This window comes from Caproiciproducens puteiluti, assembly GCF_052442865.1.
Taxonomy (GTDB): domain Bacteria; phylum Bacillota; class Clostridia; order Oscillospirales; family Acutalibacteraceae; genus Caproiciproducens.
The window spans coordinates 456,858-476,342 of sequence record NZ_CP194790.1; the positions used below are offsets into that span (position 1 = coordinate 456,858).

Genomic DNA, 19,485 nt, shown 5'->3' on the forward strand with positions numbered 1-19,485 from the left:
ATGGCATGGCAGAGAAAAATCCCCTTCGGGTACACCATGAAAAAGGGAAAGATACAATGCAGCCCCACAGAATCGGCGGCGGTCAAAGAGATTTTCAGGCTTTATGCGGACGGCATGGCCTACAGCAAAATTGCCGCTGAAATGATGCGCCGGGGGCTTCGTTACCACAGCCACACGACTGAATGGAACAAGCACATGGTTAAGCGCATCCTTGAAAACGAACGCTATCTTGGGGAAAAGGAATATCCCCCCATCCTTGAGCTGGAAGCCTTTCTGCGTGCCCAGCTTGTCAGGGGAGAAAAGAATACCTTTACCCCCTGCCTGGACTACATCGGACCCATCCGTGAAAAAGCGGTCTGCGGCGTGTGCGGCGGCAGGATGCTCCGCGATACCAGAGCTGGGGGAAAGCCCCGCTGGTACTGCGAAAAGGATGACTGTACCAACCGCCGTTACATAGAGGACGAGGACATCCGCACAGCCCTATCCGAAAGGCTGGATGTGCTGACGCAGACCCCCAATCTCTTAGAGTGGTTTCTGCCGCAGAATACAGAGGAGCCGACGCTGGAGGCAGTACGCATCCAGAACGAGGTCATCCGGGAGCTGAACAAAGCGGAGCCGGAACCGGAGTACACCAAAATGCTGATACTGGCCTGTGCCGCCGAGCAATACAGCGGACTGCCTGATTCTATGCCTTATTATCAGATGCAGAGACTGAAGGAGAAAATCCTCACACAATCTATCAATGCGGAACTTCTCAAAGAGCTTTTTACAACCGCAGTGCAGGAAATCCAATTTACCGCCCACGGCGGTCTCCGCTTGCGGCTCATCAACGGAAAAACCCTTGAAGCAGATGGAAAGGAGGAAGCAAAGTGCCCGAAAGCGCAGTGAGAAAAGTCACGGTGATTCCCGCCGATCCCAAACACAACCAAAAGGATATCCGCAAACAGCGCCTGCGGGTAGCGCCCTACTGCCGCGTTTCCACCAGCTCCGAGGAACAGCTCGACAGCTATCAGGCGCAGATTGAATATTACACCGAAAAAATCACCGCCCAGCAGGAGTGGACCATGGTGGATATGTTCGCGGACGAGGGCAAAACCGCAACCTCCACGAAAAAACGCAAGGATTTCCTGCGGATGATTAAAGCCTGCGAAAAGGGCAAGGTGGATCTGATTATCACTAAATCGGTGTCCCGGTTTTGCCGGAATACACTGGACGGCTTGGATTATGTCCGCAGGCTCAAGCGAATGGGCGTGGGTGTTTTCTTCGAGAAAGAAAATGTCAACACCCTCTATATGGACAACGAGATGATCCTCACCTTTATGATGAGCCAGGCACAGGCCGAGAGCGAGTCCATGAGCGGCAACATCCGCTGGGGACACCGCAAAAATTTCAAGGACGGCAAGGTTTACTTTCACTATGCCGGATTTTTAGGCTATCGCAGGGGCGAGAACGATCTGCCTGAAATCGACCCGGAGGAAGCGGAAATCGTCCGCAGGATTTATTCACGGTATCTGATTGGGCACAGCGTAGCCAAAATCATCGCAGACCTTGAGGCGGACGGCATCAAAACGGCGCGGGGGCATAAAAAGTGGAATGACGGTGTGATACGGGGGATGCTTCGAAACGAAAAATATATGGGGGACGCGCTGCTCCAGAAAACCTACATCGCAGACCTTTTTACCCGCCAGACTAAGAAGAACACCGGTGAGCTTCCCCAATATTACGTGGAGAACAGCCATCCCGCCATCATCGACCGGCTGACCTTTCAGCGGGTGCAGGAGGAAATGGCACGGCGCTCCAGCCTGAAAAAAGTCAGTACAGCCGCCAAGACCGAGCTTGCCAAATACAGCGGCAAATATGTGCTGACCGAGCTGTTATCCTGCGGGAACTGCGGCAGCCCTTACCGCAGGGTGACATGGACCAGACCGGAGGGTAAAAAAATTGTCTGGCGGTGCATCAGCCGTCTGGAGAATGGTAAGAAGTTCTGCAAGGATGCCCCCACGCTGGAGGAAAGCCGGATTCACACTGCGGTGGTCAGTGCCATGAACGAAATGTTTAGCCAAAAGAGCTTGAAAGCGATTCTACAGGACAGCATCCGAACTGCCCTTTTGCCGGAAAACGGCGAAACCAGCCTCGCAACCATCGACAGCAGGCTGTCCCAACTGCGGGAACAGCAGTACAGGCTTCTCCAGCTTGCTGCCGCCGTGGGAGCGGATTCCACCCAATACGACGAGGAACTAAAAAAGGTCAGCATGGAATTCTCCGCACTGGTGGCCAAACGGAGTGAGCTGGAGAAAAACCGGCAGGATACCGAACAGGCGGATGAACGGGCGGAGCAGCTGGCCGCCCAGCTGGAAGCGGTGGACACCGGCATCACCACATTCGATGAGGTCACGGTGCGGCAGCTGATCAGTGCCATCACGGTACTCAGCGAAGAAAAACTGCTCATCCGTTTCAAGGACGGAACGGAGATTGAGCAGATCATATAAGGACAACGGCAATCAGGTGCGGGAAAATATCCTGCACCTGATTTTCTATATCCCATAAGTAGCTGAACACAAATTCAAAGCATATCAGGAGGAATGAAAATGTTTTTCGATTACCAAAAAGCACAGCGGATGAAGGAGCGGTATCCCAGCGGAACCCGTATCCGCCTCGACAGTATGGACGATCCCTACGCCCCCATTGCGCCGGGTACGGAAGGGACGGTAAATTTCGTGGATGACATCGGCACGCTTCACTGCACCTTTGACAATGGGCGCACCCTCGGTGTCGTTCCCGGCGAGGACGGCTTCTCGGTGCTTTCACGTCCGGCACCGTCTGAGCCGGAGGAAAGTCCTACTCAGCAGTTCGGCATGAAAATGGAATGAAGGGAGGCCATACCGTGAAACGGATTACGACAGATGAGCTTCGCGCCATGACAGACCGTGAGGGATTGATTCTTCAAGGCTGCGGCGGGGAGCTATCAGAATGGGTAAACGGCATCAACGAGCTGCTGACACAGGAAGGTATCCTGCAAAACGGCGATACCTTCAAGGAGGTTTTCGCTTTTGAGCATGACGGCTGCACCAATCTGCTGTTTTTCATGGAAAATGTGGATTTGCATATGGGAAAGCTCGCCATATGGCGTTTGCAGTCACACAGTGCCTTCGGCGGCACTTGGCTGAGTGATTATCTTCCCAACCGGCTGGGCGTTCATATGGATGAAGCAACTGCACAACAGGACGGCGGCCTTGAAATGAAACAAAGCTACTAACAATTCCAAGCATTTCACCGGTGGAGCTTGCTCTGCCGGGTACATAAAAAAACAGGCTCCCACGGAGCCGGAAAGGAGAAGTCTATGAAAGCATTGAAAAAGAACAGTGCCCTGTATCTGGAACAGATTGCCTCTGCGGTAGCTGAATGCTATGAAAAAGACGAGAAGCCCTGCAATCGGGCACTGCTGGAGCTTTATACACGGATCGGTCAATGTATCTGCCGTCAGGGAGAAAAAGCATTTATCCCACATTTGGCTGAAATGCTCGCTGACCGATTTCCATCGCTGAAAGGCTTCTCTCTTCGCAATCTCCGCAGGATGCGTGATTTTTACCGCACTTATGAAAACAACCTGGTTCTTATGGAAAGGGCACAGTCCCTTGGCTGGACACAGAACGCCGTGATACTGGAATGCTGTGAAACCGATGAGCAGCGTTCGTTTTATATTGGCCTTGCCGTGGAACGGAACCCTTCCAAGCTGGCGCTCATGAAAGCCATTCAGGAGGATGCCCTTGCTGAAGCTATGCATACAGAAAATTGCGCCACGAATATGGAACCCAGCTTTGCCCCTGTAAGCGATAGCTGTCCCGATGAAGCAGTAGACACCACTGCAATCGCTGAAACGGCGTGTGGGGCGTTTGTGACAGCGTGTGAGCCTCCCCGCCAAGGGGATGCTCTGCACCGAAACAATGATAGCGGCTATAGCAAAATCCTCGCAATGATTCCGAACGGCAGAAGAATAAAAAATATGCGAAAACATTCTTTTTTATGCTGGCAGGATTATCCGTTTCCGAAACGTCCTGTTTCATCAAAAACATTGGCGCAGAAACAAATCATCTATTTAAAGCCACCGCCCGGCACAGTTCAGCAGAACAAGTTCCCGCCGTCTTTCAGCAGAAAGCAGAGCAGGAATTATCAATGGCAAGTACACCGACCGAAAACAGTCGCATGAATGTCTGAACACAACAGTGAAAAGCCTGAGGGCTTATGGTATCATAAAATTGATCATTGCCTGCGGAGAATCCGATTTATTTTGAGGATTTGGCGCTCTCTTTGGAGAAAGATAAGAAATCTTTTTTCCATGGTGTCCACAAAAACAAACAGGGCAGAGTAAATCTGGTGGTGTTTCCCGGCCCAGAGGGTGAGAACCCCTCGGCGCAGGCAGGGAGCAGCACCGGAAATCTTTATCCCGAAGGAAAACGAAGGGACTCGCGGAACGCGGGCTGAATAGGCACTACCTTCGAATCCCTCCGGGCGGGCCAAAAACAAACAGGGCAGAGTGAATCTGATGGTGTTTCCCGGCCCGGAGGGTGAGAACCCCCCGGCGCAGGCAAGGGAGCAGTACCGGAAATCTTTATCCCGGAGGAAACGAAGGGACTCGCGGAACGCGGGCTGAATAGGCACTACCTTCGAATCCCTCCGGGCGGGCCAAAAACAAGGACAGGGCAAAAGCCCTATCCTTGTTTTTCGTCTGTCACGAGGCGAAAACCCCGGTGTAGAGGTAAAATTCTAAGCAGCAATCATTTTATGCAGGAGTCTCTGTATGAAAGTTTTTTAATGGCGCTTTCGAAGAGCACCGCCGTAGGCGCGAAAGACGCGCTGCGTCCGGAACGCGGGTAAAGCGTGCCAACACCCGAATCCCTCCGGGCGGGCCAAGGTTATCAGGCTAAAACGATGCTGAATTGTGTCCGTTTTAGCCTGAGTTTTTTATGCTACACTTGCAAGTTTTATTTGACCTTCAGATTGATATTCGCTCCATATAAAAATGTTAAGAAAAAGTGCAAAATTTCCAGGTTAAAGTGGTAGATAAAGCACCTTTTTAAGAATTATAATATTAACAAATAAACGGAGGTGCATTTTATGAATTTAGGAGAGAATTTATTTAAAGCAAGAAAACAGAGCGGCTTATCACAAGAAGAAGTTGCGGAAAAATTGGGCGTAAGAAGACAAACCATTTCCAAATGGGAACTGGATGAAACACTTCCAGATATTCGTCAATCGAAAGAGTTAGCTTCATTATATCATTTGTCTCTAGATGAGTTGATTGAGTTTGATGTTGATTTGAAAGAAATCGAGCGTGTTATTGAAAATACTACTCAAGAAAAACAAGATAAAATAAACTGGACAAATGTGTGGGGTGAAAAATATCCCATCCTTACAATTTATCAAAATGAAGTTGATACCACTGAATATGCAGAAACAATAACGAAACTTTTAAAGCGACTAAGCAATGATTATGGGTATAATGACGTAGACTCATTATTAGTATTAAAGGATATTTTAGCGCAAGTGTGGAAGCAGAAAAAGTAATGTGATTGAACAAAATGAGCATTATGAGAACGAAATGTCTGCATCTATTTTGACCTAATGACACAAAATTAGACTGCCGGAGTAAATCTGGAGGGCCAAGGGTATCAGTCTAAAATGAATGCAAAAGTGTATTGCTTTAGCCCGATTATTTATTTTATAATAATATCAGGCCAAATATCTATTTCAATTTCAGATGATTTATTATGCCTATTGACATTGAGAGGAGTTTACGATGAAAACGAAAGACCAAATTCTTGAGTTTATTGGAAAACAAAAAGTTGCGTTTATTGCGTCTGTTGATGAAGATGGCTTTCCCAATATCAAAGCCATGCTTATGCCGCGCAAAATAGAAGAAAATTTATTTTATTTCACCACGAACACATCTTCCCTGCGTGTGAGCCAATATCAGCAAAACAAAAAAGCCAGTATTTATTTTTTCAATAAAGGCCGCTTTCGCTATGAAGGCGTCATGTTAATTGGAACAATGGAAGTGTTGGAAGACTCTCAAACAAAACAGGATATTTGGCGGACCGGAGATACGATGTTTTACAAAAAGGGTGTAACAGATCCAGACTACTGTGTGCTGAGATTTACAGCGATTAAAGGGCGATATTATTGCGATTTAAAAACAGAAAGTTTTCAATTATAGTTTCATTATGAACATAACGCAAGCCTATAAAACATCGACTTGCCTCTGTCTTGCTCGGCGGATTTTGCATAGAAAACTTTGCAAAAAGATTGACAAGAAAACTTGTTAGAGGTATACTGTGTCATAGACAATAAAACTTGTCATAATAACAATATTACTGGGAGGGCTTATCGTGAATAAAGAGGAAATTTTGAAAAAAAGCCGCGAGCAGCAAGAAGATGAAGGAACCGTTTATGCGGACAACAAGGGACGCCGTTACGGTTACATTGCCTTCGGTTTTCTTTATGTCATCATCAAGCTTTTCGGACTCTTTACAAAGCAAAACAATTATGCGGCAGACAGTATGTTCTTCGCTTATATAGCAGCTGAAGCATATGGGGAATATAGGATTACGAAAGCAAAGTCAATGGTGGTACTTACCGTGTTGGGGGCAATTGCGTCTATTCTTACTCTTGACCGTTATGTTACAAACATTCTGTGCATTGGAGCATGAAAAACGAATTGATTCTAAAAAACCGGCTGAAAGTCGCCCGTGCGGAAAAGAACCTGTCACAAGCGGATTTGGCTGAATTGGTCGGCGTTTCCAGAAACACAATCAGTTCTATTGAAACAGGCCAATTCAATCCAACGGCAAGACTTGCGCTGATTCTCTGTATTGCATTGGATAAAAAGTTTGAAGATCTGTTCTACTTCGAGTAATAGCAAGGGAGTAAGATGAAGTTTACGGAGCATACCCTGTTGACAAAATTCAGGCAACTATGTATGATAGATATTCGATGGAGATAGATGATGACTGAACAACAGATGTGGAATCAGTACACGAAAGTGAATCCGAATGCCGAATCCTATGATGCCTGGTCATTCGGAGGGAATACGCCCGAAATGTCGGATGTACTGGCTGATCTTGTATTAAAAGGCACAAAAACCGCGACGGCCGGCGCATATCCCGCTTACATAAAAGAAGAGTCCCCATTGCCGCCCGTTGGGGGATACAATTTAATTTTAAACACCGGAGACGAGGCGGTTTGTGTAACCAGAACAACGAGGGTCTGCATAACGCCGTTTAATCAGGTGACAGCCGAACACGCGTATAAAGAGGGGGAATGTGACCGTACTCTTTCTTCTTGGAAAAAATGTCATTCCGAGTTTTTTACATTGGAACTGAAAAAAATCGGTCAGGAATTTACGGAAGAAATGCTCGTGGTTTGCGAAGAGTTTGAAGTCGTTTATCCGACTAAATAAACGTGTTGTGAGGCACACAATTCCCTGTGATCGATCCCGGTTAGGCGGGGAGCGGAACCGGTTTCTTTAATCAGTTAAATTTTATAATTTTGTATATGGTGTTATGCAGAGGAGAGGTTATTGTGAACGTTCTTGTAGTGGGCTGCGGCAGGCTGGGAACCCGTCTGGCGGGACTGCTCGATGAGCACGGCCATGACGTCGCCGTGATTGATTCTAATCCGGATACGTTCCGGAATTTGAGCGAGGACTTCAGCGGGATCACGGTTACCGGCATGCCGATGGATATGACGGTGCTGCAAAACGCCGGAGTGGAAAGCTGTGACGCAGTTGCCGTGGTCACTCCCGACGATAATCTGAACATTACGGTGTCACAGATTGTGCGTGAGTTTTTCGGCGTACAGAACGTGGTTGCGCGTATTTCCGACCCGGCCCGTGAAAATGTATTTGAGCGGTTCGGTCTGAAAACCGTCTGCCCGACCAATCTGGCGGGCGATTCTATTTTCACCGCGCTGACGCAGCCGCTCGCTTCCAAAAACGTGTCTTTTGAGAGTGCGACGGCGACTTTTCACTGCCGCGCCGTGGATAAGGCGCATGAAGGCATTTCCGCTACCGCGGCGCCAAAGGATATTGGAGAGACCGTTTTTGGGGTCCTTCATCGTAACGGTACGCTGGAGCTGTATTCTTCTGATCGCAGAATTATTCTTACCGAAGGGGACAAGGTCATTTTTGCAAAGGTGATTGACTGATTGATTTCGGTCATGCCGAATTTGGAGGATATTGGGAAGATATGAGAATTGTAATTGTGGGCGGAGGCAAGCTGGGACATCAGATTGCAAGAAATATGCTGGAAAGAAAATACAGCGTGAAGCTGATTGAAAAAGATAAGCTCAAATGTATGCGACTCGCCAATGAGCTGGATGTGGAAGTGATTTGCGGCGACGGAACAGAAATTGAGGTGCTGGACGAAGCCGGCACAAAAAACGCCGACTGCGTGATTGCGGTTACGGGCAGCGATCAGGACAATCTCGTTGCCTCGCAGCTGGCCAGAAAAGAGTTTAAGGCGGCAAAAGTCATTGCACGGGCGAACGACCCCCGTAATCTGGCGGCCTTGCGCAAACTGGGCGCGGATATTGCCGTCAGCAGTACGGAGATTATCACCAACCTGATTGAACAGGAAGTGGACGTCTCAAAGATGCATCTGCTTGCAACGCTGAATAAGGGAAAGGCCGGGATCTGCGCTATTACCCTTCCGCGCAACACCGCGCTGGACGGCGTGCAGTTGAAGGATATCACTCTTCCGCAGGGCTCGCTGATTATCTCTGTGGTACGCGGTGACTCCATGATGATTCCAAATGGGTTTACGGTCATCCGTGCCAACGACGAGATCGTCGCCGTCTGTGAAAATAAAAGCCAGAAGAAACTGATGGAAATTCTGGGCGCCCAAGAGGAATAAATACTAAAAATCCCACCGCGAGAAACGCGGTGGGATTTTATCATTCTCGGCCTCCGGCTCTGCCGGGGGCCGCTATCGTTGGAGTATCAGCCCACAATGATTTTCCCTTCCGGCAAAATCGTACCTGCACAGCGATGCCCTTTGTGAAGCGTCAGCGCAAGCCCAAGGGAAACCGGGCCGACACGGCCGATAAACATCGTTAAAGTAACGGTAAGCTTGGAAATCCAGCTTAAAGTCGATGTGACGCCTGCGGTTAAACCCACCGTACCAAAACCCGAGGTTGCCTCAAATAAGGCATCGATACCGGTAACGTCCGGGTCGGCGGTCAGAATGATACCAGCTGTGGTTATTACAACAGTAGCCGCGACGGAAAGAATCGACAGCGCGCGATAAACCGTGGACTGGTCTATCCGGCGTTTGAAAAGGGTGGTTTCTTCATTTCCGCGCATGACGCTGACGACCGTAGCCAGCAGTACGATAAAGGTGGTTGTTTTAATACCGCCGCCGGTACCTGCCGGCGAAGCACCGATGAACATTAAAACAACCGTGATGATTTTTGTGAAATCGTGTTCCTTTGCAATGTCCACCGTACAGAAACCCGCGGTGCGCGCGCTGATGGACTGAAAGAGGGAAGCGTTGAGCTTTGTTCCGAAATCCATGCCTGCGAGCGTGTTGTCGTATTCGCAGGCCAGAAAAAGCACGGTACCGGACACAATCAGAATCGTCGTCATGATCAGCACCAGAGCGGAATGGAAATGAAGATGGGTCGGTTTTTTCTTATGAATCCGCGGGAGAAGTTTTGCATTATAGATATCGCTGATCACCACAAAGCCCAGCCCGCCGATCACGATCAGCCCGCCGACCGTCAGGCTGACCAGAGGATCCCCGACATAGGGAATCAGGTTGCCGTCCTTCATCAAAAAGCCCAGAATATCGAATCCGGCGTTGCAGTAGGCGGAAATCGCCGTAAACGCTGCAATCCAGATTCCTTTTGCCCCGAACTGGGGAACGAAACGGAACGTCAGCAGCACCGCTCCGGTCATCTCGCAGAAAAATGTAAAGAAAAGAATGATCCTGATCAGATGCTTTATGTTAATCGTGTCGCCGCTTGTGTTTTCTGTCGCCAGCTGCAGGTCCCGCAGCCCGATTTTTCGGCGGACCAGTATGGAAAAGCCGGTGGTGAAGGTGATAACGCCCAGCCCGCCGACCTGAATCAGTAGAAGGATGATGATCTGGCCAAGCAGATTCCAGTGTGTCCATGTGTCAAATACAACCAGACCGGTGACACAGGTCGCCGAGGTCGCGGTAAACAGCGAATCGATAAATCCGGTCGGCAGCCCGCTGCGCGAAGCGATCGGCAGCGTAAGCAGAACTGCTCCTATCAGAATGACAACCGCAAAGCTCACCACAATCAGCCTGACCGGCGGCATGCCTCTCAGCCGCTTTTTCGCACAGAACTGTTCTTCCCCCATTACAAATTACACCCCAAAATCAGAATATTTTTCTTTTTTTCCCTACCTTCTGCAAAGCTGCAGCCAAGGGAAGTCCCAGACCGTAGCAGATCACCAGCTCTCCGGCCCCTACCGAAAGGGCGGCGGCCCAGAACCCGGCCCACGAGAAGCCTTCCGTGGACAAAATGGCGATCTCAAGCCCGATAATCACCGCGTTGAACAAAACCGGCGGAAGCGGGGCCAGAACTGGAATGTTTTTGAACCGGATGTTTCTGACCATCCTGGTGCAGACCGCCGCCAAAAGGGTCGCCAAAGTGCCAAACACCATATCCGCCGCGCCGTAGCCGCTCCAGATATTGGCAAGCAGGCAACCGACCGCAAGCCCCGGAACAGCCGCCGGAGTAAAGGCCGGCAGGATGGTGAGCGCTTCCGAAAAGCGGAACTGCACCGGGCCGTAGGCTAAGTTCGCCAGGGCCGCAAGAAGGGTCAAAACCATGTAAATGGCGCCGATCATGGCGCCCTGCGCAAGATACTGCGCACGCTGAGACTGATTTTTCATTTTTAGATTCCTCCGTAGTTTTATTTAAGGTCAGGATTTTGCGACTGACCATACCGGACAGGCTGTGTCCGATAACTACAATACCATACTACAAAATTGCGACAAAAGCAACTCGTTTCCGCAAATATCAGGCATCACGGCACAAGAAAAGAGAGCCTGTGCCGAAGCAGCAGACTCTCTGTTTTTTCTGTTATTCGTCTTTCGCCGGACTGTCGCCGTCGTCCGGTTCCGGCAGCACCTCGATCAGGATTTTTGAAATGCGGCGGTCCTCGACCTCCTGAACGGTCAGCGTCAGGTTTTGGACCTGTACGACGGGGTGTTCACCCGGTTTTGGAATCCTTCCCAGCATCTCCACCACCAGGCCGGCAATGGTGTCGTAGTCCCCCTCGGGAAGATCAATCCCCACCAGATCGGAAATTTCATCGATGTCGGTCCCACCGTCCACAGTAAACTTGTGATCGTCCACCCTATGTATTTCCTCTTCCTCGTGGTCGTATTCGTCCTGAATGTCGCCGACAATGGATTCCAAAAGGTCCTCCATGGTAATAATACCCTCTGTCCCGCCGTATTCGTCGACAATAATTGCGATCTGGGTCCTGCGCTCAACCATCTCTGTAAACAGCTGGCTGCAGCGCTTGCTCTCCGGCACGAAGTACGCGGGGCGCATCAGATCGGTAATCTTGATATTCTCATCCATTTCACTGCCGACATACTGGAGCAGGTCCTTGACATAGATCACGCCGAGCACATTGTCCAGATCCTCGTGGTAAACGGGGATGCGGGAGTGTCCGTCCGAAATGGAGAGGTTTACGACGTCCTGTATGGAGGCGGTGTCCTCCACGGCGTCCACCTCCGTACGGTGGGTCATGATCTCGCTCGCGGTGATGTCGCTGAAATCGAAAATATTGGAAATCATATCCTTGGCGGTTTCGCCGATGACGCCCTTCTCCTCGCCCGCGTCGACCATCATCAGGATTTCCTCCTCCGTGACGGTTTCCTCCGAGGCGTTGGGATCAAAGCCCAGCATCTTCAGAACGACGTTGGTGGAAAAGGAAAGGAAGGAAATAAACGGCCGGAAAGCGGTGGAAGTGCCGTTCAGAATGCCGATGAATTTGAAGGACAGCTCTTCCGCGCGCTGCATGGCGATCTTTTTCGGGACCAGCTCGCCCAGCACGAGCGAGAAATAGGACAGCAGCACGGTAATCAATACCGTGGATACGCCGTAGACGACGCCGGTGGGCACGGGCAGAAAAGCAAGCTGTTTCGCAAGCTTGCCGGCAAAGCTTTGGGAAGCCGAAGCAGAGGTCAGAAATCCGCTCAGTGTCACGCCGACCTGGATGGTCGCGAGAAAACGGCTGGAATTCTCCGTCAGCTTCAGTACCTTGGCGGCTTTTTTATTGCCGTCCTCCGCCATTTTTTTCAGCTTGTTGTCGTTGAGGGTAATCACTGCGATTTCACTCGCGGCAAAGAAAGCGTTTACCAAAATCAGGGCAAACAGCAGCAGAATGGATAAAAATTCATTTGGCTCCTGTTCAGCGGCGGCGGGCAGCGCGCTCAGTAAATGAAAAAATGAGCCGTCAGGTTCGGGTGACATGAATTGTTTTTCCCCTTTCGGAAATAAAATATAATAATATTATTGTATATTATTATTCATACTAATGTCAAACAGTTTATGGAGTATCTGCGCATTTGTGCGCACGAGCAAAGCAAAGAGGCAGAGGTGTGGCCGGGCAAAGCCGCTTCACAGGGTGGAATCGCCGCCAAAATGAACGAATTCAGGATAAATTTTTTCAAATTTTATTGGGAATGTAAATTCTATGGTCAATTCTGCAAAATTTCTTTACATATCTTATAAAAGATGATAAAATTTAGACAAGGTGCAGTATGTTGGCGCCTATAGCAAATAGATTATCCTTAAAAGGAGGAAAATAATTATAATGGATTCAAGAAAGATGAAAACTATGGATGGCAATAACGCTGCCGCACATGTGTCTTATGCGTTTACAGATGTTGCTGCTATCTACCCCATCACCCCGTCGTCCGTTATGGCAGATGAAACGGACAAATATGCCGCGGCCGGCAGAAAAAATCTTTTCGGCAGGGAAGTCAGGGTTACCGAGATGCAGTCCGAAGCGGGCGCCGCAGGCGCAGTGCACGGTTCGCTGGCAGCAGGCGCGCTGACCACTACTTACACTGCTTCTCAGGGACTTCTCCTGATGATCCCGAACATGTACAAGATGGCCGGCGAATTCCTTCCGAGCGTCATCCACTGTTCGGCACGTTCCCTGTCGACCCACGCACTTTGCATTTTTGGCGATCATTCCGACATTTATGCATGCCGTCAGACCGGTTACGCAATGCTCTGCTCCAACAGCCCGCAAGAGGTTATGGATCTGGGCGCAGTCGCCCATCTTTCCGCCATTAAGGGCCGCGTACCGTTCCTGCACTTCTTCGACGGTTTCCGTACTTCCCATGAAGTACAGAAAATCCACATGTGGGATTACGCCGATCTGAGCGAGATGCTCGACTGGGACTCTGTGGAGTCCTTCCGCCGCAACGCAATGAATCCGGAGCATCCGGTCACGCGCGGCACGGCTCAGAACGACGACTTCTTCTTCCAGGCAAGTGAAGCCGGCAACAAATTCTATGATGATCTTCCGGATGTTGTTGTCGACTATATGAATAAAGTCAACGCGAAAATCGGCACCGATTATAAGCCGTTCAACTACTACGGCGCGCCGGATGCCGAAAGGGTCATCATTGCAATGGGTTCCGTCTGCGAAGCGGCGGAGGAAGTTGTGGATTACCTGAACGCAGCCGGCGACAAGGTCGGTCTGGTCAAGGTCAGACTGTACAGACCGTTCGTTGCGAAATATATGCTCGACGTCCTGCCGAAGACAGTCAGGAAGATTTCCGTGCTCGACAGAACAAGAGAGCCGGGCTCCATCGGCGAGCCGCTGTTCCTGGATGTTCTCGCCGCAGTCAACGGCACGGAATTCGGTTCTGTTCCGATTTACACCGGCCGCTACGGCCTCGGCTCCAAGGACACCACCCCGGGCCAGATCGTCGCCGTATACCGCAACATGGAAACCGACACCCCGAAGAAGCGTTTCACCATCGGCATCATCGATGATGTTACCCATCTTTCCCTCGACATTAAGGAAAATCCGGACACGACCCCGAAGGGCACGCATTCCTGCAAATTCTGGGGCCTTGGCGCGGACGGCACCGTCGGCGCAAACAAGAACTCCATTAAGATTATCGGTGACCACACCGACATGTACGCTCAGGGCTATTTCGCCTACGACTCCAAAAAGTCCGGCGGCCTGACCGTTTCCCATCTGCGTTTCGGCAGCAAGCCGATCAAGTCCACCTACTATATCAGCCAGGCCGACTTCGTCGCCTGCCATAAGCCCTCCTATGTCGACGAGTACGACATGGTACAGGACCTGAAGCCGGGCGGAAGCTTCCTTCTGAACTGCCAGTGGGATCTGGAAGAGCTCGACAAGAGACTGCCGGGCAAAATGAAGAAATTCATTGCCGACAACAACATCAACTTCTACACCATCGACGGTATCAAGCTCGGTAAAGAGATCGGCCTCGGCGGCCGCATCAATACCATTCTCCAGTCCGCATTCTTCAAGATTGCGAACATCATTCCTTCCGAACAGGCGATCCAGTATATGAAGGACGCCGCCCTGCATTCCTACGCGAAGAAGGGCCAGAAGATTGTCGATATGAACTATGCCGCTATTGAGCGCGGCGCGACCGATTTCGTCAAGGTTGAAGTTCCGGCATCCTGGAAGAACAGCACGGACGACACCCAGGCGCATGTCTTTACGGACGGCAGACCGGAAACGCTGGATTACGTCAACAACGTCATGGTTCCCGCAAACAAATATAAGGGCAATCAGCTTCCCGTATCCGCCTTTGTCAAGATGGCCGACGGCACCGTGCCGGCCGGCTCCGCCGCTTACGAGAAGCGCGGCATCGCCATTGATATTCCCGAGTGGCATCCGGAAAACTGTATCCAGTGTACCTTCTGCTCCTATGTCTGCCCGCACGGCGTTATCCGCCCGGTCGCTATGACTGCGGAAGAAGCCGCAGCGGCGCCTGCAAGCCAGAAGACCAAGGATATGACCGGTATGCCCGGCATGAAATACGCGATCACTATTTCCTCCTATGACTGCACCGGCTGCGGTTCCTGCGCATCCGTCTGCCCGGGCATGAAGGGTGAAAAGGCACTGGTCATGAAGCCGATGGAAACACAGCTTGAAAGCCAGAAGGGCTTTGATTACGGCCTTACTCTTGACGAGAAGCCGGAAGTCATCGAGAAGTTTAAGCCTACCTCCATCAAGGGCAGCCAGTTCAAGCAGCCTCTGCTTGAGTTCTCCGGTGCGTGCGCGGGCTGCGGTGAAACACCGTATGCAAAGCTCGTCACACAGCTCTTCGGCGACAGAATGTATATTGCCAACGCGACAGGCTGCTCCTCCATCTGGGGCGGTTCCGCACCGGCCACACCGTATACCGTCAACAAGAAGGGATACGGCCCCGCGTGGAACAACTCCCTGTTCGAGGACAACGCGGAGTTCGGGTTCGGCATGACTCTTGCCCAGAACGCGATCCGCGGCAGACTCGCCGAGTATGTTGAAAATATTAAAGCTTCCGAGGTGGCCTCCGCTTCCCTGAAGGAAGCCTGCAAGAACTACCTTGCAACCAAGGAAGACAGCAACCTGAACCGCGCCGCGGCAGACGCTCTGATTGCGGAGCTCGAAAAAGCTGCAAACGGCAGCGACGATGTTGCAAAGCTTGCGAAGAAAACGCTTGTTGACAAAGATTACCTCGCCAAGAAATCCATGTGGATCTTCGGCGGCGACGGCTGGGCTTATGATATCGGCTTCGGCGGTGTTGACCATGTTCTCGCTTCCGGTGAGAATGTCAACATTCTCGTATTCGACACCGAGGTTTACTCCAATACGGGCGGCCAGGCTTCCAAGTCCACCCCGATCGGTTCCGTCGCTCAGTTTGCGGCAACCGGTAAGGCGACAAAGAAGAAGGACCTTGCCGCTATTGCAATGACCTATGGTTATGTTTACGTGGCCCGCGTCGCAATGGGCGCAGACTACAACCAGACCATCAAGGCGATTTCGGAAGCTGAAAGCTACAACGGACCTTCCATCGTCATTGCTTACGCTCCCTGTATCAACCATGGCATCAAGGGCGGCATGAGCATCTCCCAGATGGAAGAGAAGAAGGCGGTTGAAGCCGGCTACTGGACCAACTTCCGCTATGATCCGCGTCTTGCGGAGCAGGGCAAGAATCCGTTCCATCTCGACAGCAAGGCTCCTACAGCCAGCTATCGTGACTTCATCATGGGCGAGGTTCGTTACAACTCCCTGACCCGTGCATTCCCGGAGCGCGCAGAGGTTCTGTTCCAGAAGGCTGAAAAGGTTGCGGCCGAAAACTACGAGCACCTTGTCAAACTCTCCAAAATGGAATAATCTTTCTTGAATCAGTTGGCCCCGCGCGGATTACCGCGCGGGGCCTTCTTTGTTTATTTCTGAATACGATAAAATATTCACAATATATTGACTTATATGTATGAAGTGGTACAATATATAGTATCACAAAATGGACAGGGAAGGGAATTGTGGCCATGACCATATCACAGAATGCACTGACGGTATTGCAAAAGCGGTACCTGATCAAAAATGAAAAGGGAGAAACTACGGAAACCGTGGAAGGCCTGTTCCGCCGCGTGGCCGCCGCCATTGCGGAGCCAGACAGGCTGCACGACGGGAAGGCGGACGTTAAAAAGACGGAGGAAGCCTTTTTCCATATGATGCAGGAGCTGGAGTTCCTGCCCAATTCTCCCACGCTGATGAACGCCGGCCGCCCGCTCGGGCAGCTTTCGGCGTGCTTTGTGCTGCCGGTCGCGGACAGCATGGAGGATATTTTTGAAGCGATCAAGCAGGCGGCGTTGATTCACAAATCGGGCGGCGGAACGGGCTTTTCTTTTTCGCGTCTACGCCCGCAGGGCAGCACCGTCAACTCGACCGGCGGAGTCGCCTCCGGCCCGATCAGCTTCATGAAAGTGTTCAACATGGCGACGGAGGCCGTCAAGCAGGGAGGAACCCGCCGCGGCGCAAACATGGGCATCCTGCGTATCGATCACCCGGATATCCTCGATTTTATCGACTGTAAGGCCAACAACAACGAAATCAACAACTTCAATATCTCGGTGGGCCTGACAGAAAAATTTATGGAAGCGGTGGAAAAGGATACCGACTATGAGTTGGTCGACCCCCACACGAAGAAAGCCGTTTCCACTCTGCGCGCACGCATGGTGTTTGACCGGATCGTGGACGCCGCGTGGCACAACGGCGAGCCGGGCATTATCTTTCTCGACCGCCTGAACCGGGACAACATTGTGCCCTCGCAGGGTGAAATCGAGTCTACCAATCCGTGCGGGGAACAGCCTTTGCTCCCCTATGAGTCCTGCAACCTCGGTTCCGTCAATCTGGTGAAGATGCTGAAAACGGCGGACGGAAAAACGGAGTTCGACTGGGACAAGCTTGGGCTGACGGTAAAAAACGCCGTGCATTTTCTGGACAACGTCATTGACGCCAACCAGTATCCGCTGGAAAATATCGACCGGGTAACCAAACAGACGCGGAAAATCGGTCTGGGCGTCATGGGCTGGGCCGACAGCCTGCTGCAGATGGGGATTCCGTACAATTCCGACGAAGCGATCGCGCTCGGAGAAAAGGTGATGAAATTCATTACCGAACGCGGGCGCGAGGAGAGCGCCGTACTTGCCGGAAAACGCGGTGCGTTCCCGCTTTTCGGCGAAAGTATCTTGCCGCAGGACAGACCGATGCGCAACGGGACGATCACGACCATTGCGCCGACCGGGACCCTTTCCATCATCGCGAACTGCTCCAGCGGCGTAGAGCCGGTTTTCGGCTATGTTTACATCCGCAACATCATGGACGGCACGGAAATGATCGAGGTCAACCCGATTTTGAAGGCAGAGCTGGAAAAGCGGGGACTGTACTCGGACGAGCTGATGAAGCGCATTGCCAAAGAAGGGACGGTCGCCCATATTGAGGAGCTGCCGGAGGACCTGCGCCGGGTGTTCGTTTCCGCGCACGACATCAGCCCGGAGTACCATATCCGGATGCAGGCGGCGTTCCAGAAGGGAACGGACAACGCGGTTTCCAAGACGGTGAATTTCTCCAACAGCGCCACAAAAGAGGACGTTGCCAGCGTGTATACGCTCGCGTTCCATCTCGGCTGCAAGGGCGTGACCATTTACCGCGACGGCAGCCGCGCGGAACAGGTGCTCAACATCGGGCAGGTAAAAAAAGAAGGCCAGCCCGCGGCGGAGACGCCGGAGCATGGCCGGATTGTGCCGCGCCCGCGGCCCGATACGGTGACCGGGATTACGGAGCGGGTGAAAATCGGCTGCGGAAACCTGTATATTACCGTCAACTACGACGATCAGGGAATCTGCGAGGTGTTTACCAATACCGGCAAGGCCGGGGGATGCCCGTCCCAGTCGGAGGCGACCGCGCGCCTTGCATCCGTCGCTTTGCGCAGCGGGATGGAGGTCGAAAGCATTGTGGACCAGCTCAGGGGAATCCGCTGTCCGTCGACCATCCGCCAGCCGGGGCTGAAATGCACCTCCTGCCCGGACGCGATTGCAAAGACGATTGAACGCGTTTACAAAGAGCAAGTCCAGCTGGGAAAGTGGACCGCGCCCACACCGCGGAAGTCCCCGCCTGTGAGAGAAGCGGCGGACGACGCCCCGGGGAAAATGCATTATTGTCCGGAGTGCGGGGCAAGGCTGGAGCACGAGGGCGGATGCGTGACGTGCCGCCAGTGCGGGTACTCCCGCTGCGGCTAAAGCAGTTTAGAATTCAATTCCCTTTCGGGCGGGGATGTTCCTGTCGTAGGGGTGCTTTTCCTTCCTGATTTCGGAAACATAATCGGCGAGCTCCAGAACCTCCGGCTTCGGGCCTCGCCCTGTCAAAACAAGCTCCAGCTTCTGGGGCTTGTTTTTTATAAAGTCGGTCAGCATTGCGCCGTCGAGCAGGCCACAGTTGACCGCGGCAAATACCTCGTCCAGAATCAGCAGATCGCACTCGTCCGCTTTGGCGGCGGCAACCGCCTTGCAGAACAGGTTGCCGCACAGGACGGCGGCTGCCTCCAGCTCCTTTTTAGTCATCTGAAAGGTGAACTTTACGGTCGGCACCGTGGGGAGCACGCTGAAATTTTCCAGCTGTTTCAGGACGGCCAGCTCGCCGGAGCCGTTCCCCTTCAGAAACTGTGCCATCAGCACCCGTTTCCCGCTTCCGCAGGCGCGTACCCCCAGCCCGACGGCGGCGGTGGTTTTGCCTTTTCCGTCCCCGCAGTAAACATGAGTCAGTCCGTTCATCGCACATTCTCCATCCGTATAAAAATTTATTTCTGATCCTATCATAGCACATTTTGGCGCAAATCCGCCGGGAATCCATGCATTTTCGGGAGATTTTACGGTAAGATCGCAGAAAGAAAAAACATT

At 51.7% G+C, this 19,485-nt stretch carries 18 protein-coding genes; 14 read left to right on the plus strand and 4 right to left on the minus strand.

Features of this window, described 5'->3' with window-relative positions:
* The 12 genes from ACRQU7_RS02280 (at window position 1) to ACRQU7_RS02335 (ending at window position 8,909) form a co-directional block, all read left to right on the plus strand.
* On the plus strand, window positions 1–888 hold the full coding sequence (locus ACRQU7_RS02280; RefSeq protein WP_341547696.1) for a recombinase family protein: 888 nt from the start codon (window positions 1–3) through the stop codon (window positions 886–888).
* On the plus strand, window positions 870–2,489 hold the full coding sequence (locus tag ACRQU7_RS02285; RefSeq protein ID WP_341547695.1) for a recombinase family protein: 1,620 nt from the start codon (window positions 870–872) through the stop codon (window positions 2,487–2,489). Before ACRQU7_RS02280 ends, ACRQU7_RS02285 begins: the two co-directional genes overlap by 19 nt.
* A 99-nt stretch (window positions 2,490–2,588) precedes the next feature.
* Window positions 2,589–2,870: a DUF4314 domain-containing protein gene (locus ACRQU7_RS02290; protein ID WP_341547694.1), complete on the plus strand. Its 282-nt coding sequence runs from the start codon at window positions 2,589–2,591 to the stop codon at window positions 2,868–2,870.
* Window positions 2,871–2,884: 14 nt separating this feature from the next.
* Window positions 2,885–3,256: a hypothetical protein gene (locus tag ACRQU7_RS02295; RefSeq protein WP_341547693.1), complete on the plus strand. Its 372-nt coding sequence runs from the start codon at window positions 2,885–2,887 to the stop codon at window positions 3,254–3,256.
* Between the two features lie 84 nt (window positions 3,257–3,340).
* Complete coding sequence (locus ACRQU7_RS02300; protein WP_341547692.1) at window positions 3,341–4,207, plus strand: DUF1016 N-terminal domain-containing protein; 867 nt, start codon at window positions 3,341–3,343, stop codon at window positions 4,205–4,207.
* A gap of 908 nt (window positions 4,208–5,115) precedes the next feature.
* Window positions 5,116–5,565, plus strand: a complete 450-nt coding sequence (locus ACRQU7_RS02305; protein ID WP_444643357.1) for a helix-turn-helix transcriptional regulator — start codon at window positions 5,116–5,118, stop codon at window positions 5,563–5,565.
* 232 nt (window positions 5,566–5,797) lie between these two features.
* Window positions 5,798–6,214 (plus strand): pyridoxamine 5'-phosphate oxidase family protein, encoded by a 417-nt coding sequence (locus ACRQU7_RS02310; protein WP_444643359.1) that lies wholly within the window; start codon window positions 5,798–5,800, stop codon window positions 6,212–6,214.
* Between the two features lie 172 nt (window positions 6,215–6,386).
* The gene (locus ACRQU7_RS02315) at window positions 6,387–6,707 is read left to right on the plus strand and encodes a DUF6442 family protein (RefSeq protein WP_444643361.1); all 321 of its coding nucleotides are present in this window, start codon (window positions 6,387–6,389) and stop codon (window positions 6,705–6,707) included.
* Window positions 6,704–6,913 (plus strand): helix-turn-helix transcriptional regulator, encoded by a 210-nt coding sequence (locus ACRQU7_RS02320; RefSeq protein ID WP_038322021.1) that lies wholly within the window; start codon window positions 6,704–6,706, stop codon window positions 6,911–6,913. Before ACRQU7_RS02315 ends, ACRQU7_RS02320 begins: the two co-directional genes overlap by 4 nt.
* A 90-nt stretch (window positions 6,914–7,003) precedes the next feature.
* Complete coding sequence (locus ACRQU7_RS02325; RefSeq protein ID WP_444643363.1) at window positions 7,004–7,456, plus strand: ASCH domain-containing protein; 453 nt, start codon at window positions 7,004–7,006, stop codon at window positions 7,454–7,456.
* Between the two features lie 122 nt (window positions 7,457–7,578).
* Complete coding sequence (locus tag ACRQU7_RS02330; RefSeq protein WP_444643365.1) at window positions 7,579–8,202, plus strand: potassium channel family protein; 624 nt, start codon at window positions 7,579–7,581, stop codon at window positions 8,200–8,202.
* A 41-nt stretch (window positions 8,203–8,243) separates the two neighbouring features.
* A complete protein-coding gene (locus ACRQU7_RS02335; RefSeq protein ID WP_038322018.1) occupies window positions 8,244–8,909 on the plus strand; it encodes a potassium channel family protein in 666 nt (221 codons plus the stop codon).
* Between the two features lie 86 nt (window positions 8,910–8,995).
* Here the strand turns inward: ACRQU7_RS02335 and ACRQU7_RS02340 are convergent, their stop codons facing one another.
* The 3 genes from ACRQU7_RS02340 to ACRQU7_RS02350 form a co-directional block, all read right to left on the minus strand.
* Entirely contained in the window at window positions 8,996–10,381 is a 1,386-nt protein-coding gene (locus tag ACRQU7_RS02340) for a TrkH family potassium uptake protein (protein ID WP_444643368.1), read from the minus strand.
* Between the two features lie 19 nt (window positions 10,382–10,400).
* A complete protein-coding gene (locus tag ACRQU7_RS02345; protein ID WP_038322016.1) occupies window positions 10,401–10,919 on the minus strand; it encodes a QueT transporter family protein in 519 nt (172 codons plus the stop codon).
* Window positions 10,920–11,109: 190 nt separating this feature from the next.
* The gene (locus ACRQU7_RS02350) at window positions 11,110–12,513 is read right to left on the minus strand and encodes a hemolysin family protein (protein WP_444643370.1); all 1,404 of its coding nucleotides are present in this window, start codon (window positions 12,511–12,513) and stop codon (window positions 11,110–11,112) included.
* Between the two features lie 343 nt (window positions 12,514–12,856).
* Between ACRQU7_RS02350 and nifJ the strand changes: the two genes are divergently transcribed.
* Both nifJ and ACRQU7_RS02360 read left to right on the plus strand, forming a co-directional pair.
* Window positions 12,857–16,420 (plus strand): pyruvate:ferredoxin (flavodoxin) oxidoreductase, encoded by a 3,564-nt coding sequence (gene nifJ / locus ACRQU7_RS02355; protein WP_444643372.1) that lies wholly within the window; start codon window positions 12,857–12,859, stop codon window positions 16,418–16,420.
* A 155-nt stretch (window positions 16,421–16,575) separates the two neighbouring features.
* A complete protein-coding gene (locus tag ACRQU7_RS02360) occupies window positions 16,576–18,828 on the plus strand; it encodes a vitamin B12-dependent ribonucleotide reductase (RefSeq protein ID WP_444643374.1) in 2,253 nt (750 codons plus the stop codon).
* Between the two features lie 6 nt (window positions 18,829–18,834).
* Here the strand turns inward: ACRQU7_RS02360 and ACRQU7_RS02365 are convergent, their stop codons facing one another.
* Entirely contained in the window at window positions 18,835–19,359 is a 525-nt protein-coding gene (locus ACRQU7_RS02365; RefSeq protein ID WP_444643376.1) for a cob(I)yrinic acid a,c-diamide adenosyltransferase, read from the minus strand.
* Between the last annotated feature and the right edge of the window lie 126 nt (window positions 19,360–19,485).